Consider the following 25,075-nt stretch of genomic DNA (forward strand, 5'->3'; position numbering starts at 1 on the left):
GCCGCGCCCCTCCCCGGCCGCGGGCCGAGAGCGAACAGCGCGGCCGATCCCGCCGGACGGGACGGCCGGGGCCGGGGGCGGTCCTATCCTGGACGGAGGGACAGGCGCGGTGTGCGCTCCCCGCACATCGAGCCGAACGCGGAGATCCTGCCTATGAACGTGATCACGGGGAACGTCCTGGTCGTGGCCTTCGAGGGCTGGAACGACGCCGGGGACGCCGCCAGCGGCGCGCTGCGGCTGGTCAAGGACGCCGGGGAGTACGTGCCCCTCTTCGCCGTCGACGCCGAGCAGTACTACGACTTCCAGTACACCCGCCCCATGCTCTCGATCGGAGAGGACGGCCGCCGCAGCCTCGCCTGGCCCGGCACCCAGATCTTCGGCCCGGCCGACACCTCGGTCGACGCCGAGAGCGCGCTGTACCTCATGATCGGCACCGAGCCCTCGCGCAGCTGGAAGAGCTTCGCCGCCGAGGTCGTCGACGCCATGCTCGCGATCGACATCTCCGCCGTCGTCTTCCTCGGCGCGATGCTCGCCGACGTCCCGCACACCCGGCCGATCTCGATCTTCGCCTCGAGCGAGAACGCGGAGCTGCGGAGCTCGTTCGAGCTCGAGCGCTCCAGCTACGAGGGGCCGGTCGGCATCCTCAGCGTGATCGGCGAGGCCGCGCAGAAGGTCGGCATCCCCGCCGTCTCGATCTGGGCCTCCGTCCCGCACTACGTGCACAACGCGCCCTCGCCCAAGGCGATGCTGGCGCTGCTCGAGAAGCTCGAGGAGGTCGTCGGCCTGGCGATCCCCCGCGGCGACCTCGTCGAGGAGGCGGAGGAGTGGGAGCGCGGCATCGACGCCCTCGCCGCCGAGGACGAGGAGATGGCGTCGTACATCGCCCAGCTCGAGCAGGCGCGCGACACCGTCGACTCGCCCGAGGCGAGCGGCGAGGCGATCGCCCAGGAGTTCGAGCGCTACCTGCGCCGGCGCGGCGACGGCCGCTCCGGCGAGGAGCCCTGGCGGCCGTAGCCTCCGCCGGCGCCCGCTCGTCCGAGACGGTCGTCGATCACTGGACTGTTCCCGACCGATGACACTCCGGGCCGCTCTGACGGGACTCGAGCCGTTCGGGACTCGAGCCGTCCGGGACTCGAGCCTGACGGGGTTCAGGCCGGGCGCACCCCGAGCAGGGCGTCGACCGCGTCGCGCAGGAGCGACGGGTCGTCCACGCCCTCGGTCAGTGCGGCGTCGACGACGGCGAGGGCGGCCGGAGTGCCGAGGTCGTCGGCCAGCGCCTCGCGCAGCTGCGCCAGCACCTCGAGCGCCGAGCGCGGTCCGACGGCGGCGAGGGCCGACTCCCAGCGCGCCAGGCGCGCCTCGGCCGACGGCAGGTCCTCGGGCAGCCACTCCCAGTCGGAGCGGTAGTGGTGCGCGAGGAGCGCGAGGCGGATCGCCCGCGGGTCCGCGCCCTCGCTCCGCAGACGGGAGACCAGCACCAGGTTCCCGAGCGACTTGCTCATCTTCTCGCCCTGGTAGGCGACCATCCCGGCGTGAGCGTAGGCGCGGGCCAGAGGACGGCCGGACAGCGAAGCGGCGTGGCCTGCGCTGAACTCGTGGTGCGGGAAGACCAGGTCGCTGCCGCCGCCCTGCAGGGTGAACTCGGGTCCGAGCCGGTCGAGGGCGATCACCGAGCACTCGATGTGCCAGCCCGGACGGCCGCGGCCGACCTCGGCGTCCCAGGCGGGCTCGCCGGCGCGCTCGGCCCGCCAGAGCAGCGGATCGAGGGGGTCGCGCTTGCCGGCGCGCTCCGGGTCGCCCCCGCGCAGCGCCGAGAAGCGGGCCATCGACTCCGCGTCGAGCCGGCTCTCGCTGCCCAGGTGCCAGACGGCGCTCTCGGCCGCGGCGATGTCGTAGTAGAGGTCGCTCGCGCCCTCCTCCGCCGCGTCCGGAGCAGCGACGCGGTAGGCGACGCCGTCGCGCTCCAGGCGGGCGACCGCCTCCGCGATGGGATCCACGGTCTCGGTGACTCCGACGTAGTGCTGCGGAGGCAGGACGCGCAGGGCGGCCATGTCGCCGCGGAACAGCTCGACCTGCTCCTCGGCGAGGTCGCGCCAGTCGACGCCGGTGGCCGTCGCACGCTCGAGCAGCGGGTCGTCGACGTCGGTCACATTCTGGGCGTACTCGACCGTGTAGCCCGCGTCGAGCCAGACGCGCTGGACCGTGTCGAAGGCGAGGTAGGTCGACGCGTGCCCGAGGTGGGTGGCGTCGTAGGGCGTGATGCCGCAGACGTAGAGGCTCGCGACTCCGCTGGGCGCGTCGAGCTCGACGGGGCCCGCGGTCGCGGTGTCGTGCAGGCGCGGTGCGCTCCCCCGGCCGGGCAGGGCGGGGACGTCGGCGGCGGTCCAGGCGCGCATCTAGGCGGCGATCAGGCCGGTGGCGAGCGCGACCATCAGGACGACGCCGAGCACGATGCGGTACACGACGAACGGGAGGAAGCTGCGGCGGGAGATGTAGCTCATGAAGAACGCGATCACGACGAAGCCGACCACGAACGCGACGATGGTCGCCACGAGGGTCTCGAGCCCGCCGACCTGGACCTGGTTCGGGAGCACGACCGGGTCGCTGATGCTCTTGTACAGCTGGTAGAGCCCGCTGCCGAACACTGCGGGGATCGCGAGGAGGAAGGAGTAGCGCGCCGCCGCCTTGCGCTCGTACCCGAGGAAGAGGCCTGCGGTGATGGTGCCTCCCGAGCGCGAGACGCCGGGGATCAGGGCGAGCGCCTGCGCGCCTCCGAAGATCAGTCCGTCGCGGACGCCCAGATCGCGCAGGCGGCGCTTCTTCGCGCCGACCGCGTCGGCGATGCCGAGCAGGATGCCGAAGAGGATGAGGGTGGTGGCCACCACCCACAGGGAGCGGAGGGTCGTCTCGATCGCGTCCTGGAAGACGAGGCCGAGGACGATGATCGGAAGGCTGCCCAGGATGATGAGCCAGCCCATGCGGGCGTCCGGGTCCGAGCGCGGGATCCGGCCGACGAGGGAGCGCGCCCAGTGCGACACGATCCGCACGATGTCGCGCCAGAAGTAGATGATGACGGCGGTCTCGGTGCCCAGTTGCGTGATCGCGGTGAACGCGGCTCCGGTGTCGCGGCCGCCGAGACCGGGCAGCAGCTCGCTGACGATCCGGAGGTGGGCGCTGGAGGAGATGGGGAGGAATTCGGTCAGACCCTGGACGAGTCCCAGGATCAGCGCGTCGAGCAGGCCCATGCGTCACTTTCGAGGAGGGCTGGGGCGTCGTCGGCCAGCAGTCGGTCGGGATCGGTCGGTGCTGACCCGGTCCGCGGCGCCGTCAGGAGCTCAGCAGGAGATCGGTCAGGACCTTCCTGCCAAACACTAGTGCGTCCAGTGGAACGCGCTCGTCGACCCCGTGGAACAGCGCCGGGAAGTCCAGGGACGACGGCAGCTGGAGCGGCGCGAACCCGTATCCGGTGATGCCGAGCGTCGAGAGCGCCTTGTTGTCGGTGCCTCCGGAGAGCAGGTACGGGAGGACCTCGGCGCCCGGATCGAACCGGCGGATCGAGGCGGCCATGCTCTCGACGAGCGGGCCGGCGAAGGGCACTTCGAGTCCGATGTCACGGTGCTGGACGAGGATCTCGACATGCTCGCCCGCGAGGACCTTCAGGCGCTCGAGCACCGAATCCTCCTCGCCGGGGAGGACGCGCACGTCGATGGTGGCCTCCGCGGTGTCCGGGATGACGTTGGCCTTGTAGCCGGCCGACAGCATCGACGGATTGGCGGTGGTGCGCAGCGTCGCGGCGATGAAGCGCGAGGCGGTGCCGGTGGCGAGTGCCAGCTCCTCCGGAGTGCTGCGCTGGGGGTCGTGGCCGAGCAGGCGGGCGACCTCGTCGAGCAGCTCGCGCGTGGTGTCGGTGAGGCGCGTGGGCCACTCCTCGCTGCCGATGCGGGCGATCGCCTGCGCCAGCCGGGTGACGGCGTTCTCGGAGTTGATCTGCGAGCCGTGCCCCGCCGTGCCGTGCGCGCGGAGGGTCAGCCACATCAGCGCCTTCTCGCCCGTCTGCACGAGGTAGGCGCGCTTGCCGGCCAGCTCGATCGAGTAGCCGCCGACCTCGCTGATCGCCTCGGTCGCTCCGGCGAACAGCTCGGGCCTCTCACGGGCCAGGAATCCCGATCCCCGCACGCCGCCCGCCTCCTCGTCGGCGAAGAAGGCGATGACGAGGTCGCGGGAGGGGCGCCGCCCCTCGCGGAGGATGTCGCCGAGCGAGGCGAGGATCATCGCGTCCATGTTCTTCATGTCGACCGCGCCGCGGCCCCAGAGCATGCCGTCCTTGATCTCGCCGCCGAACGGGTCGACGCTCCAGTTGTCGGCGATGGCGGGCACCACGTCGAGGTGCCCGTGGACGACGAGGGCGCCGCGCTCGCGGTCCTCCCCCGCGACTCGCGCCACGACGCTCGTGCGTCCCGGGTCGGAGTCGATCAGCTCGGGCTCGAGGCCGAGGTCGCGCAGCTTCGCCGCGACGTACTCCGCGGCCGGGCGCTCCGGCTCCGCCTTCCCGTCGCCGTAGTTGCTGGTGTCGAAGCGGATGAGATCGCGCGCGATGAGCGCCGTCTCGTCGAGGGTGCTGTCGGTCACGGGCGCGCTGTCGATGCTGTCGGACATGCGGGCAACGGTACCGGCGCGGGCTCGACGGCGCGCGGAGGCCGGTGGGCCACGAGGTGGCGTGAGAGGCTCCGGAACCGTGCTAATGTCTTCTTCGGCCGCGGAAACGCAGGTCGAAGGAAACACTCGTCCGGGTGGCGGAAATGGCAGACGCGCTAGCTTGAGGTGCTAGTGCCCGTATAGGGCGTGGGGGTTCAAGTCCCCCCTCGGACACACTGATCGGAACCCCTCGTCTCTCCTCGGAGAGGCGGGGGGTTTCGTCGTTCCCGGCACCTCCCTCCTCGTGCCGGTGGGAGGGATGCGGCAGGCGGAGAGAGCAGACGCCCCGCTCTTTCCCGAAGAGGCGGGGCGTCTCCTGCAGTAAACGGGCGCTCCTGCAGTAAACGGGCGCTCCTGCAGTAAACGGGCGCTCCTGCACCGCACGGGCGCTCCTGCACCGCAGGGCCCTCCTGCACAGACCGTGCCTCGGCGTCAGACGCCTGCTGTCGCCGGCGACCAGCCGAGAGCCGGAGCGATCGATTCCACGACAGTGCGCAGGAGCCGCGCGTTGTACTCGACCCCGAGCTGGTTGGGAACGGTGAGCAGCAGCGTGTCCGCCTCCTGCACGGCGGCGTCCGCAGCGAGCTCGGCGGCGACGGCGTCCGGCTCGCCCGTGTAGCTGCGGCCGAATCGGGCGCGGACGCCCTCGAGAGTGGCGACCTGGTCCTGCTCGCCGCGGCCGCCGAAGTACAGGCGGTCGAGATCGCTCGTGATCGGGAGGACGCTGCGCGACACGGAGACGCGAGGGGTGCGCTCCCAGCCCGCCTCGCTCCACGCGGCGCGGTACTCGCGGATCTGGCGGGCCTGCAGCTCGTCGAAGGGCACGCCCTCCTCCTCCAGGAGCAGGGTCGACGACTGCAGGTTCATGCCCTGCTCGGCCGCCCAGCGCGCGGTCGCGAAGCTGCCGGCACCCCACCAGATCCGGTCCTCGAGGCCGGGCGAGCGCGGCTCGATCGAGAGCGGGAGCGACTGGCGCGTCATCGCAGGATCGGACTGCGCGACCGGCGCCCCGGCGAGCGCCTCCCGGAGGATCCGCACCTTCTGCCGGGCGAGGTCGGCGTCGGTCATCCCCTCCGGGGGGACGAAGCCGAACGCCTCGGACCCGCGCAGGGCCGTCTCGGGCGATCCCCGGCTGACCCCGAGCTCGAGCCGGCCGTCGGAGATCAGGTCGGTGGCGGCCGCCTCCTCCGCCATGTAGAGCGGGTTCTCGTAGCGCATGTCGATGACCCCGGTGCCGATCTCGATGCGGCGGGTGCGCGCGGCGATCGCCGCCAGCAGCGGGAACGGCGAGGCGAGCTGCGGCGCGAAGTGGTGCACGCGGACGTAGGCGCCGTCGATGCCGATCTCCTCCGCCGCCTCCGCGAGCTCGATCGTCTGGAGGAGGACGTCGCGAGCAGAGCGGGTCTGAGACCCGGGGACGGACTGGTAGTGGCCGAAGGAGAGGAAGCCGATGCGCGAGACCATCCCTGCCTCAGCGCCCGGGGGTCCCCCGCTATTCCCGGAGGGTGTGCACGGCGGTCGCCGAACCGCGACAGCGCTCCCGAGGAGTCCTCAATACACGTATGGTTGTCGCGTGCCCGCTGATCGGGGCGGAGAGGGGTCGTCGTGGAGCCGATGGTCGGTCGCCTCGGGGCGACTCTCGGGGTAGCCATGCAGACGATAAGCGGGTCGCAGGTGCAGGCAGGCGCTCTCCGTCCGCAGCAGAAACGGTCGCCCGGTCGCGTCTCCGCGTCAGTGCGCCTCGAAGTCGGCGGAGACCGAGGCGGTGACCTCGATGTCCTCCGGCTTGAGTGCCAACGGCTCCTCAGGAGAGGAGAACGCCTTGGCGCGGCTCATCATCGCCGAGCCGCCCTCGATGCGCGTGTGCGGCCGCAGTCCCGGCTCGAAGAGGGTCAGCACCCGCACCTCGGTCAGGCCGAGGGCCGCAGCATAGGCCTCGGCCCGCTCGCGCGCGTCGCGGACGGCAGCGGTGCGGACCTCGCGCTCGATGCCCGCACGTCGTGCCGCCGTCACGTCCCAGTCGACCCCCGAGATCTGGATCCCCGGCACCTCCGAGATCGAGCCGACCCAGCGCCCGAGAGCCGCGAAGTCCCGGTACTTCACCCGGACCCCGGCGGCAGCGACATGGAACAGCTGCGTGACGTCCGAGTCCTTGATGTACCGGCGGATCGAGGAGACCGAGATCTGATCGGAGGACCACCAGGTGGCGGCGCCGGACGCCTGCTCGGCGGCCGCCTCCTCACGGACCCGCGCGTGCAGGGCGGTGACCTCGGCGAGCGCCTGGGGCCGGGATCGCGACTCGCGCCGGATCTCGAGGCGGACGGTGCCCCGCTCGGCGGGGTGGAAGTGCTGGGCGAGACCGGCGACGGTGATGGTGACCATGGCCCCATCGTGCCGTACGCACCCCGTCAGCTCCGAGCGGCGAGCATCTCCCGGATGCGGTCGGCGAGGGCCCGTTCCGTCGTCAGGTTGCTGACCAGCTGGGCTCGGTGCCCCCCGCAGGCGCCTGGGAGGGGAGCTCCGCTGCTCGGGTCGACCCGGCTCAGCAGTGCCCGCTCCCCCTGGGCGATCGAGGCCTCGAGCAGGGCGAGCCGCCGCTCGAGCCTCTCGGTCTCGAAGCTCTCGGGCGTGATGTCGGACTCGCGGAAGTGGCCGGCTGTGGAAGTGGGGACGCTCATCGATGATCCGTTCCGTCGGGGGCGCCCAGGAGCGGCGCCATCACCAGGAAGACACCGGAGAACGGCGATCATGACGCGAAGGCGCGAAATGCACTGAGACGTGGCGCGCCACCGGCGGTCAGGAGCGGAAGACGGCCAGGTTCTCGTTCTCCACGATGGCGAGGGTGCGGACGAGGCGGGTGTAGCGCTCGACGAGCTCGCCCTCCCCCGCGCCCTGTCCCAGCAGGGCCGAGATGCTCTCGGCGGGGAAGAGGGAGACGATCTCCATCGCGACGGCCCGCGCGTGCTCGGAGGAGAGAGTGCGCGCGTACTCCAGAGCGCGGGTCAACTGCGGCCTCTCCTCCCCCTCCGGACTCGCCGACGGTGCCGTCGTGGCGGCATGCCCGAGGACCGCCACGAAGACGCGAGCGATCTCGTCGACCCGGAGTGCGCGGACCAGGGTCAGCAGACGCGAGGAGACGCGGGAGACGCCGCGCGCGAGGAGCTCTCCGCTGAGGGCGCGCACCTCGATCACGTCGCCGCCGCCGAACTCGCCGGAGACGCGCTTGATGCCCGAGGCGAACAGACTCGAGCCGGCTCCGATGCTCCGCTCGGCCTCGAGGTTGATCTCGACGCGGCCGCGGCCGGTGGCCACTCCGGAGATCCAGCGCTGCTCCACGGGCGGATGCGCGTGCACGGCGCGGACGAGGGTGCCCGGGCCCGGCCCTCCCAGGGCGCCCAGGATGACCTCGGGGGTGCGCGCCCCGGCGATCCTGGTCGAGACGCCGTTGTGCGCGGCGAGTTCGGCGGCCCGCAGCTTGGAGCGGATGCCCCCTCGGCCGGTACCGCCTTTCTGCACGCCGATGCGGCGCAGCTCCGAGATGCCCAGCTCCTCGAGGTGCACGCCCTCGGCGATGCTGCCGGCGAAGACGCCGGGGACGTCGGTGAGCAGCAGCAGAAGGTCCGCCCCGAGGAGCATCGCCAGTCCGCCGGCGACGCCGTCGTTGTCCGAGCCGGCGGAGTCGATCGTGTCGTTGCCGTTGACCACGGGCACGACTCCGGCGTCGAGGGCGTGGCGGATCGCCTCGGCGACGTGCGCCATCTGCCGGGGAGAGGCGAGGTCGGACTCGCCGATGAGGATCTGCGCGACCAGGGCGCCCGAGAGCTCGGCCACCGAGCGGTAGAAGCCCATCAGGACGGTCTGGCCCACCGCTGCCGCCAGGCGTGCGCTGATCGGCTCCTCCTGCGAGCGGGCGAAGAGCGCCCGGCCCGAGGAGACGGCGCCGGAGGAGACCAGCACGACGTCCCAGCCCAGCGCGCGGGCGGCGAAGGCGCTCTCGAGCGCGCTGGCCAGGAGAACGGGATCCGGACCCGACTGCTTGGTGACCGAGCTGGACCCCATCTTGACCACGAGGGTCCTTCTGCGCGGCGCGGCCGGGTCGGTGGCGTCGGAGTCGGCGTGGTCGGGCAGGGCGTCGGACATGGCTCCCATGGTAGAGCGGGGGCGGTGGCCCTCCCTCGCCGAGACCCGGCGGAGACCTCCCAGGACGGGGATGTCGGGGGCGGATGCGAGACTGCCCGGGACGTCTGGCACCTCCTCCTCAGTGCGCCTCGCCGGGCGGTCGCGGAAGGGTCCGAGCGGCTCGCCGGTGGATGTCGGTGGCGATTGACATACTCGAACACATGTTCGAAGATGGGCAGATGAGCCCCCCTTCACCCCTCGTCTCCGCGGAGACGGCCGAGGCCGCAGAGCCCCTTCTGCGGCAGCTCGCGTCGGTGAAGGAGCTGCAGTCCCGCATCCGGGACATGCAGGCGACCACCCTCGAGACCAGGAGCCTCGCCACCCTGCCGGCCTTCTCCTCCGTGCTCCCGGGCGGCTCGCTCAAGCAGGGTGCCGCCTACTCGGTGGAGGGCTCGATGAGTCTGGCGATGGGGCTGCTCGCCGGCCCGTCCGCCGAGGGCTCGTGGTGCGGCGTGGTGGGCGTACCGGAGTTCGGGGCCGAGGCCGCGGCCGGCATGGGGATCGACCTCGAGCGCCTGGTGCTCGTGCCCGCACCGGCCGAGCACTGGCTCACCGTCACCGCCGCTCTGGTCGATGTGCTGACCGTCGTGCTCACCCGTCCGCCCGCCTCCGTCTCCTCGGCCGACGTCTCGCGTCTGGGAGCACGACTGCGCCAGCGGGGTGCCGCGCTCGTGGTCCTCGGCGAGTGGCCCCAGGCCGAGGCGCGGCTCAGCATCCGCAGCAGCCGCTGGGAGGGGCTCGGCGACGGCCACGGCTACCTGCGCTCCCGGGAGGCGATGGTCGATGTGGTCGGCCGGGCCGGCACCCGGGTGCGCACGGTGCGGATGAGCATGCCCGGCGTCGAGAGCGCCTTCGGCTCCCGGGTCGAGCACGGCCGCCTGCACGAGCGGGCGGTCTGAGATGGCGAGCGCACCCGAGCTGCGGCGGACGATCCTCGTCTGGTGCCCCGACTGGCCCCTCCTCGCGGCCGCCGCCGACGCCGGCCTCGGCGACGAGCACCCCCTGGCCCTCACGGAGAAGAGCCTGGTCTTCGCCTCCTCCCCCGCTGCCCGGGCGGAGGGGGTCCGGCGGGGCATGCGCGTGCGCGAGGCGCAGTCCCGTTGCACGGGTCTCGCCGTCCTCCCGTACGACCCGGTGCTCGACCACCGGGCGTTCGAGCCGCTCATCCAGGCGCTCGAGGAGATCACCCCGGGCATCCAGCTGATCCGGCCCGGTCTGTGCGCGATCCGTGCCCGCGGTCCGCGCCGCTACTACGGGAGCGAGCAGAGCGCGGCCGAGGCGATCCTGCAGCGGCTGGCCGAGCTGGGTCTTCCCGACGCCCGCATCGGGATCGCCGACGGGCTCTTCGCCTCCGAGCTCGCCGCGAAGCACTCCGGCCGCCCCGTCGCCGTCGTGCCCCCAGGAGCAGCGGCAGACTTCCTCGCCCCGCTCCCGCTCGACGCCCTCGAGACCGAGTCCGTCGCAGCCCCTGCCCGTGCTCCCCGCCGGGGGGACGACCTGGTGGCGCTCCTGCGCAGACTCGGCGTCCGCACCCTCGGCGCCTTCGCCGCCCTCCCTCGCGAGGACGTCGCCGCCCGGTTCGGACCGGAGGGCGCCCACGCGCACCTCCTCGCCGCCGGTGCGGAGTCGGAGACGGTGGTGCCCCGGCTCCCGCCGGAGCGTCTCGACCGGGCGATGGAGTTCGAGCCCCCTCTGGACCGCATCGACCAGGCCGCCTTCGCCTTCCGCGTCCCCGCGGAGGAGTTCGTCGCCGGGCTCACCCGCGCACAGCTGGTCGCGACCGCCATCCGCATCGAGGTCGTCAGCGAGCGCGGTGAGGTCTCCTCCCGGAGCTGGCTGCACCCGAGATGGTTCACCCCGGGCGACGTGCTCGACCGGGTCCGCTGGCAGCTGCAGGGCAGCGGGGAGATCGACACCGGTCTCGGAGCGCCGATCTCACGGCTGTGCGTCGAGCCCGAGGCGGTCGACGCGATCGGCAACCACGAGCAGGGTCTCTGGGGCACCGCTCCGGAGGAGCGCGTCCACCACGGGCTGAGCCGCGTGCAGAGCATGCTCGGGCACGAGGCCGTGATGACCGCGTCGATCGGAGGGGGTCGATCCCTCCGCGACCGCCAGCACCTGATCCCCTGGGGCGACCGGGAGCCGGGCGACGCACGGCCGAGGACCCTGCCCTGGCCCGGCTCCCTGCCGCCGCCCCTCCCGCCGACGGTCTTCGCGGAGCCCGCGGCCGTGCTCGTCCGCGGACCGAGGGGCGAACCCGTCGCGGTCGACGAGCGCGGCGCCCTCAGCTCCGTGCCCGCCTACTTCACCCCCGGGACCTCTCAGGCACGCCTGGAGCCCCTCGCCGGATGGGCGGGTCCCTGGCCGATCGACGAGCGCTGGTGGGATCCGAGCACCGCCGTCCGCTACGACCGCTTCCAGGTGGTCGACGCCGCCGGTGTCGCCTGGCTGCTGCTCTGCCTCGACGGGGTCTGGGCAGCCGAGGCCCGCTACGACTGAACCGGAGCATCCCTCCACCACCGCGAACGAGCATCGAAGGAGCCCCGATGGGCTGGAACAACCCGCCGATCCCCTGGTCGGAGTTCGAGCGCCGCCTCTCCAGCGGCAAGCGCGCCGACGGCACTGTCGTCCGGGGCGACGGCGGCGACAGTCCGGCCTGGTCGCACAAGCGCCCCGCCTACGTGGCAGGGGACGACGTCCGGCCGCCGGCTCATCCGGTGCCCTACGCCGAGCTGCACGCCCACTCCCACTTCAGCTTCCTCGACGGGGCGAGCAAGCCGGAGCAGCTGGTCGAGGAGGCGGTCCGGCTCGGCATCGACACTCTCGCGCTCACCGACCACGACGGCCTCTACGGCATCGTGAGGATGGCCGAGGCCGCGCAGGGGCACGCCGTCCGCACGGCCTTCGGAGCCGAGCTCTCGATCGGGCTCACCTCGCCTCAGAACGGGGTCGCCGATCCGGAGGGGACCCACCTGCTCGTCCTCGCGCGCCGCGAGGAGGGCTACCACCGCCTCGCCCGTGCGATCACCACCGCCCAGCTCGCCGGAGCCGAGAAGGGCAAGCCGAGCTACGACCTCGAGGAGCTCGCGCGCGCCGCCGACGGCCACTGGATCGTGCTGACGGGCTGCCGCAAGGGAGCGGTCCGTCAAGCGCTCGCCGCCGCAGGAGTGGCCGCGGCCGAGCAGGAGGTCTGCGAGCTCGTCCGGCTCTTCGGTCCCGCCAACGTCCTCGTGGAGCTGTACGACCACGGGGATCCCCTCGCCTCGCGCGCCAACGACCAGCTGGCGGCGATCGCCGAGAAGCTCCGGCTGCGGACGGTCGCCACCGGGAACGTGCACTACGCCCGGCCGGAGGAGCGCCCCCTCCAGACGGCCCTCGCCGCGGTCAGAGCACGCCGGAGCCTCGACGAGATGGACGGCTGGCTCCCCGCAACGGGCGGCGCCCACCTGCGCTCCGGTGCCGAGATGGCCGAGCGCTTCGGCCGCTACCCCGGCTCCGTGGAGAACACGGTGCGCGTCGCCGACGAGATCGCCTTCGAGCTCGGCCGAGTCCGGCCCCGGCTGCCGCGCCAGGAGGTCCCCGAGGGGCACACCTCGATGAGCTGGCTGCGCGAGCTCGTGCGCGAGGCCGTGCCGGCCAAGTACCCCCGCGCCGACGCCGACGTCCTCGCGCGCCTCGAGAAGGAGCTCGCGGTGATCGAGCAGAAGGACTTCCCGGGCTACTTCCTGATCGTCCACGACATCGTCCACTACGCCAAGCGGAACGGCATCCTCTGCCAGGGACGCGGCTCGGCCGCCAACTCGGCGGTCTGCTACGTCCTGGGCATCACGGCGGTCGACTCGATCTTCTACGACCTGCCGTTCGAGCGGTTCCTCTCCAGCATCCGCGACGAGGAGCCCGACATCGACGTCGACTTCGACTCGGAGCGGCGCGAGGAGGTGATCCAGTACGTCTACCGGAAGTACGGACGTCTGAACGCGGCCCAGGTCGCCAACGTCATCACCTACCGGCCCAAGTTCGCCGTGCGCGACATGGCCAAGGCCCTCGGATACAGCGCCGGGCAGCAGGACGGCTGGTCGAAGCAGGTCGAGCGGTGGGGGTCCGTCACCGAGAGCACCGACCACGACATCCCCGAGGACGTGGTCGCCCTGACCACCCGGGTGCTGGGCACGCCCCGGCACCTGGGCATCCACTCCGGCGGCATGGTGCTGACAGACCGGCCCGTGGGCGAGGTCTGCCCGATCGAGCCCGCCCGGATGGAGGACCGCACCGTCCTGCAGTGGGACAAGGACGACTGCGCCTGGATGGGCCTGGTCAAGTTCGACCTCCTCGGGCTCGGGATGCTCGCCGCCCTGCAGTACACGTTCGACCTCGTCGCCGAGCACGTCGGCGAGAAGTGGGACCTCTCCACCCTCCCCCGGGAGGAGAAGGGCGTCTACGACCAGCTCTGCCGCGCCGATTCGATCGGGGTGTTCCAGGTCGAGAGCCGGGCGCAGATGGGCACCCTCCCCCGGCTGCAGCCGCGCCGCTTCTACGATCTGGTGATCGAGGTAGCGCTCATCCGCCCCGGCCCCATCCAGGGCGGTGCGGTCCACCCCTACATCCGCCGCAAGCTCGGCGAGGAGCCGGTGACGTACCAGCACCCCCTCCTCGTGACGCCGCTCAAGCGCACCCTCGGCGTGCCGCTCTTCCAGGAGCAGCTCATGCAGGTGGCCGTGGCCGTCGGCGACTGCAACGCGGAGGACGCCGACCTGCTGCGCCGGGCGATGGGGTCCAAGCGCGGGACCGAGAAGATCGAGACCCTCCGCGAGCGGCTCTACCAGGGGATGGCCCGCAACGGCATCACGGGCGAGGTCGCGGACGACATCTACCTCCGGATCCAAGCCTTCGCGAACTTCGGCTTCGCCGAGAGCCATGCGATCAGCTTCGCCCTGCTGGTCTACGCGAGCGCCTGGCTCCGCCTGCACTACCCCGCCGCGTTCACCGCCGCGCTGCTGAGGGCGCAGCCCATGGGCTTCTACGCCCCGCACACCCTGGTCGCCGATGCCCGGCGTCACGGAGTGGAGGTCGTCTCGCCCGACGTCAACCGCTCCCTGGCGCCTCCCGGGCTCGAGGTGAAGGAGGACGCCCCCGCACGCCGGAGGGGCGGCGCCGCCTACGGGAGCGACGACTGCCTCCGCGCCGATCAGCCGCCCACGGGACTGTTCGACCGCACCGAGCACTTCCACACGGACGACCACAGGCGCGACAGCGGCTTCGTGATCCGGCTCGGGCTGGCAGGGGTGAAGGGCATCGGCACCGCGCTCGCCGAGCACATCGTCGCCGAGCGCGAACGCGGCGGACCCTACGCGAGCATGGCCGACCTCTCGCGTCGGGTCGGCACGACCGCGGCTCAGCTGGAGGCCCTCGGCGCCGCGGGCGCCTTCGACTCGCTCGGTCTGCAGCGTCGGCAGGCGCTCTGGGAGGCCGGCACCGCCGCAGGCGACCGCGAGGAGTTCCTCGCCGGCTCCACGGTCGTCGTGCAGCCCCCGCTCCTGCCGATGCTCTCCCCTCAGGAGCGCGTGGTCTTCGACTTCTGGGCCACCGGCATCTCGCCCGACGACCATCCGCTGCGCCACCTCCGCGAGGGACTCGCTCGCCGCGGCGCCCGCTCCTCGGCCGATCTCCCCGGCATCCCCTCGGGGACCCGGATCGAGGTCGGCGGGGTCGTGATCCACCGCCAACGTCCCTCCACAGCCGGTGGAGTGACCTTCCTCAACCTCGAGGACGAGCACGGGATCCTCAACGTGATCTGCTCCGTCGGAGTATGGAACCGCTACCGCCGCGTGGCCCGCGAGGCACCCGCCCTGCTGGTCAGGGGGATCCTCGAGCGCTCCGACGAGGGGGTGACGAACCTCCTCGCCGACAGGTTCGAGACCCTCACGGTCGGCGCTCGCACCACCTCCCGCAACTTCCGATGACCCCTCAGCGGCACCGCCCGCTCGCCCACGAGAAAGCGACACCATGACCACTCTCGACCACGCCGCTCCCGCTCCGCACCTCGATGCGCCGCTCCTGAACGACCGCGAGCTGCGCGAGCGCGTCTCCTCGCTGATCGGACCGGCCTACCGCCGGGCCCTGTGGCCGATCTTCCTCGACCGCGACGGCGTGCAGCTGCCGATCCTCTACCCGGTGGACGGACTCCCCGTGCACCCTGACGAGGAGAAGACCGAGCGGATCGTCGCCACCCTCGCCAAGGCCGTGGCGCACCAGGACGTGGGCTCTCTCGCCTTCGCCCTGGAACGTCCCGGGCGCGCCTTCCTCGGCGAGACCGACCGGGTCCTCGCCCGTCACCTGGCGGCGGCGTGCCACAAGCGGGCCATCCCCCTCCGCGCGCTCCTGCTCGTCCACGACGAGGGAGTGCGGGTCGTGACCGCGACGGAGTACGCCGCGGTCACGCTCTGAGCGCTCGGGCCCGAGGCGGCCGTTCAGGACATCGGCGGGCGGCCACCTGAACAGCCTGCCGCCACGGAGCTCAGGCGCTCAGGCGCTCAGCGTCACCAGCAGCGAGGAACCGCCGAGATCCACCTCGGTGTCCCCGGGCTGCACCGCGTACTCCCCGACGCCGAGCAGCGTCTCCGCCACCTCCGGCAGGGCGATGCGGGCGGCGGACTCGCCGACGTTGATCGCGACGGTCACCCGACCGCGGCCGAGAGTCAGCCAGCGGGCCTCCTCGTCGAACTCCACGCGGAGCGACCCGAAGCGCGGGTCCGTCAGCTCGGGGTAGCGGCGGCGGATCGCCGCCAGCTCGCGGTACACCTCGAGGGTGCGGGCGTGACGCCCCTCCCCGACCTCGGACCAGTCGAGCCGCGAGCGCAGGAACGTCTCCGGGTCCTGCGGGTCGGGCACGACCTCCGGGTCCCAGCCCATCTTCGCGAACTCCTCGATGCGGCCCTTCGCCGTCGCCTCGCCCAGATCCTTCTCCGGGTGCGAGGTGAAGAACTGCCACGGGGTCGACGCCGCCCACTCCTCGCCCATGAACAGCATGGGAGTGAAAGGGCCCAGCAGCGTCAGAGCAGCGGCGATCGCGAGACGCCCCTCGTCGAGGGACGCCGTCAGACGGTCGCCGACCGCCCGGTTGCCGATCTGGTCGTGGTTCTGGCTGCAGACCACCAGGCGCCAGGTCGGCATGTGCTCGGTGTCCACCGGACGGCCGTGGTGACGGCCGCGGAACGTCGAGAGGGTGCCGTCGTGGAAGAAGCCCCGTGTCAGCACCTTCGCGAGGGCGCCGAGCGGCGCGAAGTCCTCGTAGTAGCCCGTGGTCTCCCCGGTCAGCGCGACGTGGACTGCGTGGTGGAAGTCGTCGCTCCACTGCGCGTCGAGCCCGTAGCCGTGCGCCTCCCGCGGAGTGATCAGCGTCGGGTCGTTGAGGTCGGACTCGGCGATCAGCGTCAGAGGGCGCCCGACGTGGGCCGACAGCACGGCCACCTCGCTCGCCATCTCCTCGAGCACGTGCACGGCCCGCTCGTCCGAGAGGGCGTGCACCGCGTCCAGGCGCAGGGCGTCGACGTGGTAGTCGCGCAGCCACATCAGAGCGTTGTCGATGATGTACCCGCGGACGGTGTCCGAACCCTCGCCGTCGAGGTTGATCGAGCTGCCCCAGGTGTTGGCCTTCTCGTTCTTGAGGTACGGGCCGAACTCCGGCAGGTAGTTGCCGCTCGGGCCGAGGTGGTTGTAGACGACGTCCTGGACCACGCCGAGGCCGGCACGGTGGGCGGCGTCCACGAAGCGCTGGTACGCCTCGGGTCCGCCGTACGGCTCGTGCACGGCGTACCAGAGGACGCCGTCGTAGCCCCAGTTGTGCGTTCCGTTCACCGCGTTGACCGGCAGCAGCTCGATGAAGTCCACGCCGATCGAGCGCAGGTGCTCGAAGCGCTCCGCCGCCGCGTCCAGGGTGCCCTCGGGTGTGAACGTGCCGAGGTGCAGCTCGTAGATGACGGCGCCGGCGAGCTCGCGCCCGGTCCAGGCGGAGTCGCCCCACTCGTGCGCCGAGGGGTCGAACGTGCGCGAGAGCTCGTGCACGCCCTTCGGCTGGCGGCGCGAGCGGGGGTCCGGCAGCGGACCACTGCCGTCCACCCGGTACCCGTAGTCGACCTCGCCGGTGGCCGGGGCCGACGCGGGCGCCCGCCACCATCCGTCGTCTCCGTGGCGGGTCATCGTCAGCGACGAGTCGTCGCCGAGGAGGAGCTCGACCGTCGAGGCCTCGGGGGCCCAGACGTCGAACCGCTCGGGCCCGGTCGTCGGGAGTGCGTAGCGGTAGGGAGTCGTGCTGATCACTGCTGTCTCCAGGAGGGGTCGGATCGGTCTGCGGTGCGGTGCGGAACCGGTCAGGAGACCGGGGCGAGCAGTGCCACGGGGTAGTCGGCGAGGATCTCGGCGACCGGAGTCACTCCTCCCGCGAAGGTGCGGCCGGTGAGGACGTCCTCCATCGGGTGCCCGGGCAGGACCACGACCGTGCCGTTCCACCCGCCCGAAGCGGCGAGGCCCTCGGGGAGCCTGGTCGCGACGGTCAGCGCGCCGCCGCGGTCGAAAGCGATCGCGTGCTCGGCGGCGGGCCCGATCGCGGGGACGGCGGCGTAGCGGGTGAACAGCTCGGGGCGGTCGCGGCGGAGCCGGAGGGCGCGTGAGGTGACGAGGAGCTTCGCGGCTCCCTCGGCGTCGATCGCGGGCTTCCAGCCGCCGTCGATCCGCTCCAGCAGCGCTCGACGCTGCCCGAAGTCGACCTCGCGGCGGTTGTCCGGGTCGACGAGGGAGGTCTCCCAGAGCTCGCTGCCCTGGTAGACGTCCGGGATGCCCGGGGCGGTGATCTGCACGAGCTTCGCGGCGAGGCCGTTCGACCAGCCGGCGGCCGACACCCGCTCGACGGTCTGCTCGACCAGCCGGCGGACGGCGGGCTCGTCGAACGCCGCGTCTATCGCCGCGTGCATCCGCTTCTCGAACTGCTCGTCAGGAGCGGTCCAGTGCGTCGAGTCGTCGGCCTCGCGCGACGCCTTCTCGGCGTAGGCGTGCAGGCGCTCGCGGCTCGCGGGCCAGGTCCCCACGACGGCCTCCCAGAGCAGGTGCTCGATCGGGCCGTCGCCGAAGCCGACGAGGGCGTGGAGCTCGCGGAGCGTCGCCGCCCACGCCTCCGGGTCCTCGGCCAGTGCGGTGATGCGGGCACGGGTGTCCTCGCCGCGCTTCGTGTCGTGGGTCGAGAGCGTGGTGAGCGAGGCGGGGAACGAGGCCTGGCGCACGGCCTGGCGGCGGTGGAACTCGACCAGGTCGATCGCGAACTCGTCCGGGTCCGCTCCGACCTCGTTCAGCGAGGTGAGGCGGCTGAAGCGGTAGAACGCCGTGTCCTCGACGCCCTTCGCCATCACCATGCCGGAGGTCTGCTGGAAGCGCACGGACACCGGCGTGCCGGTCTCGCCGAGCGCCGCGGCGACCTCGTCGATGGTCGCGCGGATCTCGGGGCGGCGGCGCACGGCGTCGACGCGGGCGTGCTCGAGGTGCTCCGCTCCGTAGGGGAGGTAGCTGCGGTAGACCGGGTAGGTCGCCAGGAGCTCCGCCAGCGCGTCGTCCGCTCCCTCGATGCCGGGGATCAGGCGGGCCAGCCGCAGGACCTCGGAGCGGAGGATGCCGTCGGCGATGCCGCGCTTGGTGTCGTGGATGAGGTCGGCCCACTGCAGCGGGGCGCCCTTCCCCGTGAGCTCGGCGTCGAGGCCCTCCAGCACGGGGCGGGCGTCGGGGTCGACCAGGATGCGGTCGACGTCGGCCAGGGCGTCGTAGCCCGTGGTGCCGACGGTCGCCCAGTGCGGCGGGAGCTCCTCGTCGCCCTCGAGGATCTTCTCGACCCAGACCGGCGCGCCGCCGATCGCGCGGGCCAGGTCGTCGAGGTATCCGCCCGGGTCGGCCAGGCCGTCCGGGTGGTCGACGCGCAGGCCGTCTGCGAGCCCCTCGGTGAACCAGCGGACGATCTCGGCGTGCGAGGCGTCGAACACCTCGGGCCGCTCGACCGTAATGGCGGCGAGGGTGTTCACCGCGAAGAAGCGGCGGTAGTTCAGCTCGGCGTCGGCGCGGCGCCAGTTCACGAGCTCGTAGCTCTGGCGCGCGTGCACCGTGCGGCCGGAGTCGCCGGGCTCGGCGGTGCCGGGCGCGATCGGCAGGCGGTTCTCGTAGTAGTGCAGCTCGTCGCCGACGACCTCGAGCGCGTCGAGTTCGCTGTCGCTGTCGCCCTCGCTCGCACCGTCGCCGAGGATCGGCACGCGCAGCTTCCCGCCCCCCGCCTCCCAGTCGATGTCGAAGGCGGTGGCGTAGCGGGAGGACGTCCCGTTCCTCAGCAGGTCCCACCACCAGGAGTTCTCGCTCGGGGTCGCGACGCCCATGTGGTTGGGGACGATGTCGATGAGGACGCCGAGGCCCTCCGCCCGCGCCGCGGCCGAGGCGTTCGCCAGGCCGGCCGCGCCACCGCGGTCGGGATCGACCTCGGTGTGGTCCACCACGTCGTAGCCGTGGTCCGAGCCGGGCTCGGCCTTCAGCAGCGGCGAGAAGTACAGCCAGTCCGCTCCGAGCGCGCGCACGTAGTCGGCGACGCGGGCGGCGTCGTCGAGGTCGAACGCCGACCGGATCTGGAGGCGGTAGGTGGAGGCGGGCAGACGCACGTCAGGCTCCTGTCGAGGGTGCGGTCGCGGAGTCGGTCGACTCGGCGTGGGGGCTGGTGGGTCCCGTCGAGGAGACGATCGGGATGGCCGAGGTGGCCGCCAGGGACGCGAGCGAGGCGGCGACCGAGTGGTCGACCTCGGGCTCGGGGGTGCTGTGCTCCTGGAGGATGACGAGCGACTTCGCCTGGACGGTGAGCATCGCCCCCGCCGGACGCGGGATCGAGTCCGCCTCGGCACCGGCGGTGTCGACGAGGACGCTCCACTCGAGCGCGTACTCGTCGCTCGGGATCGCGAACTCGACGTCGACGTCGTCGGCGTTGAAGTACAGGAGGAAGCTGTCGTCGGTGACGGGGCGCCCGCGCTGGTCGCGCTCGCGGATCCCGTTGCCGTTGAGGTAGATGCCCACCGATCGGCCGAGACCGGAGTCCCAGTCGGACGGGGACATCTCGGTGCCGGCGGCGGTGAACCAGACGATGTCGGGCAGGGGCTCGCCGTCGCCGCGCAGGACGGGGCGGCCGTCGAAGAAGCGCATGCGGCGGAAGGTCGGGTGCTCGGCGCGCAGGCGGATGAGCGCCGCGGTGAACTCGAGCAGCGGCCGGTCGGCGTGCGCCCAGTCGATCCAGGTCAGCTCGCTGTCCTGGGCGTAGGTGTTGTTGTTGCCGTTCTGGGTCCGGCCCAGCTCGTCGCCGTGGAGGATCATCGGAACGCCCTGGGAGATCAGCATCGTCGCGAGGAAGTTCCGCTGCTGGCGCGCCCGGAGCGCGAGCACCCGCGGGTCGTCCGTGGGCCCCTCCACGCCGTGGTTCCAGGAGCGGTTGTGCGACTCGCCGTCGTTGCCGTCCTCGCCGTTGGCGTCGTTGTGCTTCTCGTTGTACGAGACCAGGTCCCGGAGGGTGAAGCCGTCGTGCGCCGTGACGAAGTTGATCGAGGCGACCGGGTAGCGGCCCGAGTGCGCGTAGAGGTCGGCCGAGCCGGTGAGGCGGGAGGCGAACTCCCCCAGCGTCGACGGCTCGCCGCGCCAGAAGTCGCGGACCGTGTCGCGGTACTTGCCGTTCCACTCCGTCCACTGGGGCGGGAAGTTGCCCACCTGGTAGCCGCCCGGCCCGACGTCCCACGGCTCGGCGATCAGCTTCACCTGCGAGACCACAGGGTCCTGCTGGACGAGCTCGAAGAAGGTGGAGAGCCGGTCGACGTCGTAGAACTCGCGTGCCAGCGCCGAGGCGAGGTCGAAGCGGAAGCCGTCGACGCGCATCTCCGTCACCCAGTAGCGCAGCGAGTCCATGATCAGCTGGAGCGAGTGCGGGTGGCGCACGTTCAGGGTGTTCCCGGTGCCGGTGTAGTCCATGTAGTAGCGCTTGTCGTCGTCGACGAGGCGGTAGTACGCCTCGTTGTCGATGCCGCGGAACGACAGCGTGGGGCCGAGGTGGTTGCCCTCCGCCGTGTGGTTGTAGACCACGTCGAGGATGACCTCGATGCCGGCAGCGTGGAGCGCCTTCACCATGCTCTTGAACTCCTGGACCTGCTGGCCCTGGTCGCCCGTGGAGGAGTAGGTGTTCTGCGGAGCGAAGAAGCCGATCGTGTTGTAGCCCCAGTAGTTCGAGAGGCCCTTGTCCATCAGCGTCGAATCGTTCACGAACTGGTGCACGGGCATGAGCTCGATCGCCGAGACGCCCAGGTGCTTGAGGTGGTCGATCACCGCGGGGTGGGCGACTCCGGCGTAGGTGCCGCGGAGCTCCTCCGGCACGTCGGGATGCGTCTTGGTGAGCCCCTTCACGTGCGCCTCGTAGATCACGGTGCTGTCGTAGGAGGTGCGCGGGCGGCGGTCACCGGCCCAGTCGAAGAAGGGGTTGATGACGACGCCCATCATCATGTGCGGCGCCGAGTCCTCGTCGTTCGTCGAGTCCGGGTCGCCGAAGGTGTACGAGAAGAGGGACTGGTCCCAGTCGATCTCCCCCGAGATCGCCTTCGCGTAGGGGTCCAGCAGCAGCTTGTTCGGGTTGCAGCGGTGGCCGGCATCGGGGTCGTACGGTCCGTGGATGCGGAAGCCGTAGCGCTGGCCCGGCTGGACCTGCGGAAGGTAGCAGTGCCAGACGTAGGCGTCCGACTCCTGGATCTCGACGCGCGTCTCGGTGCCGTCCTCCTCGAAGAGGCACAGCTCGACGCGCTCGGCGATCTCACTGAACAGGGCGAAGTTCGTGCCGCTTCCGTCGAACGTCGCGCCCAACGGGTAGGCGGTTCCGGGCCAGGTCTCCACGAGACTCCTCAGGGGATTGTTCTCGGGCAGTCCGGGAGACGCCGATGTGCGGTCTGCGGATGCCCGACGTCGGGGGTGATGGTCCGTCACTTCCGCGACGGACCGACTGCTCAGCTTAGCGAGCGTGTCTCGAGCATTCCCCTGACGGTCAGCGCTCATCGCGCGGTCCTCCTCCGGTGGTCACGACCGGCGGCCGGAACCGCCGTCCGGTTCGTCCTGCGGGCGCGTGAGCGGGCAGGTCGTTCCGGTGGGTCACGCTCGAACAGTACGGTCGCGCCCGGTCCGCCGGGGAGGGCTGGCGCCGCGCCGGGTGCATCGGCTAGAACGCGCCGGAGGGACTGTCCGGCGCACGCGGAGGGGCCGGCCGGGCTGGGCGGGAGCAGCGATCGGCCCCGTCGTCAGGGCCACGTCGCCACGGACCGGGGCGCCGCACCGCGATCAGTGCGAGCCGAGCCTGCGCCGCAGGAGGTCGATCCGCGCCTGCAGCTGGGTCACGCTCGCCTGCGCCACCGCGGGTCCGCCGCAGAGCCGGCGCAGCTCGGTGTGCACCTGGCCGTGCGACTCGCCCGTCCCCCGTGCCCACAGGCCGACCAGGGAGTTGAGCAGGCTGCGCTGCTCCTTGAGCGTGCGGTAGAGCGGCGCCGGGATCTCGCTCGCCGGCTCGGCCGGGGCCGCCGCGCCCGCGCGGCTGCCGGCGCGCTTGGCCTGCCGCTGCTGCCGGTGCTGGAGCAGCTCCCGCACCTGGTCGGGCTCGAGGAGCCCCGGCAGGCCGATGAAGTCGAGCTCCTCCTCGCTCTCGACCTCGACCTCCATCCCGAACTCGGCGCCCTCGTAGACGACGCGGTCGAAGGTGGCGGCCGAGCCGATCGACTCGAAGCGGCCCTCCTCCAGGAGATCGGAGGACGCCTTGTCGCTGCGCTCGGCGTCGGCCATCAGGTCGGCCTCGGGGTACTCCTCGTCGTCGGAGGTCCTGCGGTCGAGGGCGTGATCGCGCTGCAGCTCCATCGAGCCCGCCAGCGCGAGCAGGCCGGGCACGTTCGGGAGGAACACCGAGGCGGTCTCGCCGCGGCGCCGCGCGCGCACGAAGCGGCCGATCGCCTGGGCGAAGAACAGAGGAGTCGACGCCGATGTCGCGTAGACGCCGACGGCGAGCCTCGGCACGTCGACGCCCTCGGAGACCATGCGGACCGCGACCATCCAGCGACCGGTGTCCTTCGCGAACTCCTCGATCCGGTCGCTCGCCTCCTTCTCGTCGGAGAGCACGACGGTGACGGTCTCGCCGCTGATCTCGCGGAGCATCGCGGCGTAGGCGCGCGCGGTGTAGTGGTCGGTCGCGATGACCAGGCCGCCGGCGTCGGGCACGGCGCGCCGCACCTCGGTGAGGCGGGTGTTGGCGGCGCGGAGGACCGAGGGGATCCAGTCGCCCTTCGGGTCCAGCGCGGTCCGCCAGGCCTGCGAGGTGATGTCCTTGGTGTTGCCCTCGCCGAGCCGCGCCTCCATCTCGTCGCCGGCCTTCGACTTCCAGCGCATCTGCCCGGCGTAGACCATGAACAGCACCGGCCGGACGACGCCGTCCGCGAGCGCGCGGCCGTAGCCGTAGGCGTAGTCGGTGAGCGAGGTGCGGATGCCCTCCTCGTCCGGCAGGTAGCTGACGAACGGGATCGCCGCCGTGTCCGAGCGGAACGGCGTCCCGGTCAGCGAGAGCCGGCGGACCGCGGGCTCGAAGGCCTCGCGCACCGCGTCGCCCCAGCTGAGGGCGTCGCCGGCGTGGTGCACCTCGTCGAGGATGACGAGGGTGCGGCCGGACAGGGTGAGCTCGCGGTGGAGCTCGGCGCGGACGGCGACCTGCGCGTAGGTGACGGCGACGCCGTGGTAGTGGCGGGCGTGGCGGCCCATGCGGTTGGTGAAGGTCGGGTCCAGGCGGATGCCGACGCGGTGCGCGGCCTCGGCCCACTGGCGCTTGAGGTGCTCCGTCGGAGCGACCACGGTGATCCGGTCGACCGTGCGGTTGTGCAGCAGCTCGGCGGCCAGCCGCAGCGCGAAGGTGGTCTTGCCCGCGCCCGGGGTCGCGGCGGCCAGGAAGTCGCGCGGCTCGTGCTGGAAGTAGGCCTCGAGCGCCTCCGCCTGCCAGGCGCGGAGCTTGTTCGCGGTACCCCACGGTGCCCTGCCCGGGAACGACGGGGACAGGTGCTCAGCGGCGGAGGTGCCGACCTGATGACCGAAGCTCGAGGGACTGTTCACGTGGACCGAATCTAGCCGACGCCTCCGACAGCGGCTCGGTCTCCGCGGCCCGCCGGGAGGCGCACGGCGTGTCGCGCCGTGCCACCGGCGGCCGGGTGCGGAGCATGATGGAGGGATGGTCGAGCAGCGTCATCCGTGGTCCCGCTACGTCGCCCTGGGCGACTCCTTCACCGAGGGGATCGGCGATCCCGAGCCCGGCAGCCCCGGCGGGCACCGCGGCTGGGCAGACCGCGTGGCGGAGGTCCTGGGCAGCCAGAACGAGGACTTCGCCTACGCCAACCTGGCGGTGCGCGGCCGCCTCCTGCAGCAGATCGTCGACGAGCAGGTCGAGCCCGCCCTGGAGCTGCGCCCCGACCTCATCACCATCTCCGCGGGCGGGAACGACGTCATCCGCCCGGGGACCGACCCCGACGACATCGCGTCCCGCTTCGAGTCGGGCCTCGCCCGGCTCCGCTCCGACGGGGCGACCGTCGTCCTCTTCACCGGAGTGGATGTGGGCTTCTCCCCCGTGTTCGGGCGGATCCGCGGGAAGGTCGCGATCTACAACGAGAACCTGCGGGCGCTGGCCAAGCGGTACGACTGCATCGTCGCCGACCAGTGGTCCCTCCAGGAGATCCAGGACGTGCGGATGTGGGCGCCGGACCGCCTGCACCTCAACCCGCACGGCCACCACGAGGTCGCGCGCATGGTCCTCGAGTCGCTGAACGTCGAGAACGACCTGCGCCCCCTGGCCCCGGAGCCGCTGCACGCCCGCACCTGGCGTGCCGCCCGCACGGAGGACATCCAGTGGGCGCGGGAGTACCTCGTGCCGTGGGTGCTGCGCCGCGTCCGCCACCAGTCCTCCGGCGACTTCATCACCGCCAAGCGGCCCTCCGCCGAGCGCTGGAGCACCGATCCCGCGGCCTCGGAGCCGGGCTCGGTCGTGTCGGGCAACGCGACGCCGGAGGAGGTCGCCGAGGACATCGCGACCGCGGGCGTGCGGATCATCGACGACCGGGCCACGGATCCCCTGGCCTGATCCGCTCCC

General features: G+C 72.2%; 17 protein-coding genes and 1 tRNA gene. 7 read left to right on the forward strand and 11 right to left on the reverse strand.

What is annotated here, in order from left to right; translation table 11 throughout:
• The first annotated feature begins 153 nt into the window (after positions 1 to 153).
• Positions 154 to 1,014, forward strand: a complete 861-nt coding sequence (locus tag C5C69_RS06305; protein ID WP_104222142.1) for a proteasome assembly chaperone family protein — start codon at positions 154 to 156, stop codon at positions 1,012 to 1,014.
• A gap of 134 nt (positions 1,015 to 1,148) precedes the next feature.
• Here C5C69_RS06305 and mshC read toward each other — a convergent pair whose 3' ends face one another.
• The 3 genes from mshC to C5C69_RS06320 form a co-directional block, all read right to left on the reverse strand.
• Positions 1,149 to 2,396: a cysteine--1-D-myo-inosityl 2-amino-2-deoxy-alpha-D-glucopyranoside ligase gene (gene mshC / locus C5C69_RS06310; protein WP_104222010.1), complete on the reverse strand. Its 1,248-nt coding sequence runs from the start codon at positions 2,394 to 2,396 to the stop codon at positions 1,149 to 1,151.
• Positions 2,397 to 3,245, reverse strand: a complete 849-nt coding sequence (locus C5C69_RS06315; protein WP_104222008.1) for an undecaprenyl-diphosphate phosphatase — start codon at positions 3,243 to 3,245, stop codon at positions 2,397 to 2,399.
• A gap of 82 nt (positions 3,246 to 3,327) precedes the next feature.
• Positions 3,328 to 4,656: a M20/M25/M40 family metallo-hydrolase gene (locus C5C69_RS06320; RefSeq protein ID WP_181027105.1), complete on the reverse strand. Its 1,329-nt coding sequence runs from the start codon at positions 4,654 to 4,656 to the stop codon at positions 3,328 to 3,330.
• 128 nt (positions 4,657 to 4,784) lie between these two features.
• Here C5C69_RS06320 and C5C69_RS06325 point away from each other — a divergent pair.
• Positions 4,785 to 4,869 (forward strand) — tRNA-Leu (locus tag C5C69_RS06325).
• 258 nt (positions 4,870 to 5,127) lie between these two features.
• Here the strand turns inward: C5C69_RS06325 and C5C69_RS06330 are convergent.
• From C5C69_RS06330 to proB, 4 genes are all read right to left on the reverse strand, one after another.
• Complete coding sequence (locus tag C5C69_RS06330; protein ID WP_104257548.1) at positions 5,128 to 6,159, reverse strand: LLM class flavin-dependent oxidoreductase; 1,032 nt, start codon at positions 6,157 to 6,159, stop codon at positions 5,128 to 5,130.
• A gap of 267 nt (positions 6,160 to 6,426) precedes the next feature.
• On the reverse strand, positions 6,427 to 7,077 hold the full coding sequence (locus C5C69_RS06335) for an SIMPL domain-containing protein (RefSeq protein ID WP_104225267.1): 651 nt from the start codon (positions 7,075 to 7,077) through the stop codon (positions 6,427 to 6,429).
• Between the two features lie 26 nt (positions 7,078 to 7,103).
• Positions 7,104 to 7,373 (reverse strand): hypothetical protein, encoded by a 270-nt coding sequence (locus C5C69_RS06340; RefSeq protein ID WP_104250347.1) that lies wholly within the window; start codon positions 7,371 to 7,373, stop codon positions 7,104 to 7,106.
• 118 nt (positions 7,374 to 7,491) lie between these two features.
• On the reverse strand, positions 7,492 to 8,835 hold the full coding sequence (gene proB, locus C5C69_RS06345; RefSeq protein ID WP_181127028.1) for a glutamate 5-kinase: 1,344 nt from the start codon (positions 8,833 to 8,835) through the stop codon (positions 7,492 to 7,494).
• Between the two features lie 218 nt (positions 8,836 to 9,053).
• Here proB and C5C69_RS06350 point away from each other — a divergent pair, with 218 nt between their 5' ends.
• Genes C5C69_RS06350 through C5C69_RS06365 form a run of 4 tightly spaced genes read left to right on the forward strand, consistent with a single transcriptional unit; the run spans position 9,054 to position 15,318 of the window.
• Complete coding sequence (locus tag C5C69_RS06350; RefSeq protein WP_104225270.1) at positions 9,054 to 9,773, forward strand: hypothetical protein; 720 nt, start codon at positions 9,054 to 9,056, stop codon at positions 9,771 to 9,773.
• Between the two features lies 1 nt (position 9,774).
• Positions 9,775 to 11,373 (forward strand): DNA polymerase Y family protein, encoded by a 1,599-nt coding sequence (locus tag C5C69_RS06355; RefSeq protein ID WP_104257550.1) that lies wholly within the window; start codon positions 9,775 to 9,777, stop codon positions 11,371 to 11,373.
• 47 nt (positions 11,374 to 11,420) lie between these two features.
• On the forward strand, positions 11,421 to 14,834 hold the full coding sequence (locus C5C69_RS06360) for an error-prone DNA polymerase (protein WP_104257551.1): 3,414 nt from the start codon (positions 11,421 to 11,423) through the stop codon (positions 14,832 to 14,834).
• Positions 14,835 to 14,877: 43 nt separating this feature from the next.
• Positions 14,878 to 15,318 carry a hypothetical protein gene (locus tag C5C69_RS06365; protein WP_104221992.1) on the forward strand — a complete coding sequence of 147 codons (441 nt, stop codon included), beginning with the start codon at positions 14,878 to 14,880 and terminating at the stop codon, positions 15,316 to 15,318.
• 78 nt (positions 15,319 to 15,396) lie between these two features.
• On the opposite strand, the gene treZ is transcribed toward C5C69_RS06365, so the two are convergent.
• From treZ to C5C69_RS06385, 4 genes are all read right to left on the reverse strand, one after another.
• Positions 15,397 to 17,190 (reverse strand): malto-oligosyltrehalose trehalohydrolase, encoded by a 1,794-nt coding sequence (gene treZ / locus C5C69_RS06370; protein WP_258065146.1) that lies wholly within the window; start codon positions 17,188 to 17,190, stop codon positions 15,397 to 15,399.
• A 50-nt stretch (positions 17,191 to 17,240) separates the two neighbouring features.
• Complete coding sequence (gene treY, locus C5C69_RS06375; protein ID WP_104257552.1) at positions 17,241 to 19,553, reverse strand: malto-oligosyltrehalose synthase; 2,313 nt, start codon at positions 19,551 to 19,553, stop codon at positions 17,241 to 17,243.
• Position 19,554: 1 nt separating this feature from the next.
• Complete coding sequence (glgX, locus tag C5C69_RS06380; protein WP_104237465.1) at positions 19,555 to 21,807, reverse strand: glycogen debranching protein GlgX; 2,253 nt, start codon at positions 21,805 to 21,807, stop codon at positions 19,555 to 19,557.
• Positions 21,808 to 22,245: 438 nt separating this feature from the next.
• Complete coding sequence (locus C5C69_RS06385) at positions 22,246 to 24,048, reverse strand: DEAD/DEAH box helicase (protein WP_104221986.1); 1,803 nt, start codon at positions 24,046 to 24,048, stop codon at positions 22,246 to 22,248.
• A 115-nt stretch (positions 24,049 to 24,163) separates the two neighbouring features.
• Between C5C69_RS06385 and C5C69_RS06390 the strand changes: the two genes are divergently transcribed.
• Positions 24,164 to 25,066, forward strand: a complete 903-nt coding sequence (locus C5C69_RS06390; RefSeq protein ID WP_104257553.1) for an SGNH/GDSL hydrolase family protein — start codon at positions 24,164 to 24,166, stop codon at positions 25,064 to 25,066.
• The last annotated feature ends 9 nt before the right edge of the window (positions 25,067 to 25,075 follow it).

Source organism: Rathayibacter sp. AY1C7, assembly GCF_002931865.1.
Lineage (GTDB): Bacteria > Actinomycetota > Actinomycetes > Actinomycetales > Microbacteriaceae > Rathayibacter.

Excerpts from the sequence above, each read along its gene's own strand:
- C5C69_RS06365 (WP_104221992.1), top strand. The coding sequence starts at position 14,878 with ATGACCACTCTCGACCACGCCGCTCCCGCTCCGCACCTCGATGCGCCG.
- mshC (WP_104222010.1), bottom strand. The coding sequence starts at position 2,396 with ATGCGCGCCTGGACCGCCGCCGACGTCCCCGCCCTGCCCGGCCGGGGG.
- C5C69_RS06355 (WP_104257550.1), top strand. The coding sequence starts at position 9,775 with ATGGCGAGCGCACCCGAGCTGCGGCGGACGATCCTCGTCTGGTGCCCC.
- proB (WP_181127028.1), bottom strand. The coding sequence starts at position 8,835 with ATGTCCGACGCCCTGCCCGACCACGCCGACTCCGACGCCACCGACCCG.
- C5C69_RS06340 (WP_104250347.1), bottom strand. The coding sequence starts at position 7,373 with ATGAGCGTCCCCACTTCCACAGCCGGCCACTTCCGCGAGTCCGACATC.
- C5C69_RS06390 (WP_104257553.1), top strand. The coding sequence starts at position 24,164 with ATGGTCGAGCAGCGTCATCCGTGGTCCCGCTACGTCGCCCTGGGCGAC.
- C5C69_RS06360 (WP_104257551.1), top strand. The coding sequence starts at position 11,421 with ATGGGCTGGAACAACCCGCCGATCCCCTGGTCGGAGTTCGAGCGCCGC.
- C5C69_RS06315 (WP_104222008.1), bottom strand. The coding sequence starts at position 3,245 with ATGGGCCTGCTCGACGCGCTGATCCTGGGACTCGTCCAGGGTCTGACC.
- C5C69_RS06330 (WP_104257548.1), bottom strand. The coding sequence starts at position 6,159 with ATGGTCTCGCGCATCGGCTTCCTCTCCTTCGGCCACTACCAGTCCGTC.
- C5C69_RS06320 (WP_181027105.1), bottom strand. The coding sequence starts at position 4,656 with ATGTCCGACAGCATCGACAGCGCGCCCGTGACCGACAGCACCCTCGAC.
- C5C69_RS06335 (WP_104225267.1), bottom strand. The coding sequence starts at position 7,077 with ATGGTCACCATCACCGTCGCCGGTCTCGCCCAGCACTTCCACCCCGCC.
- C5C69_RS06305 (WP_104222142.1), top strand. The coding sequence starts at position 154 with ATGAACGTGATCACGGGGAACGTCCTGGTCGTGGCCTTCGAGGGCTGG.
- C5C69_RS06350 (WP_104225270.1), top strand. The coding sequence starts at position 9,054 with ATGAGCCCCCCTTCACCCCTCGTCTCCGCGGAGACGGCCGAGGCCGCA.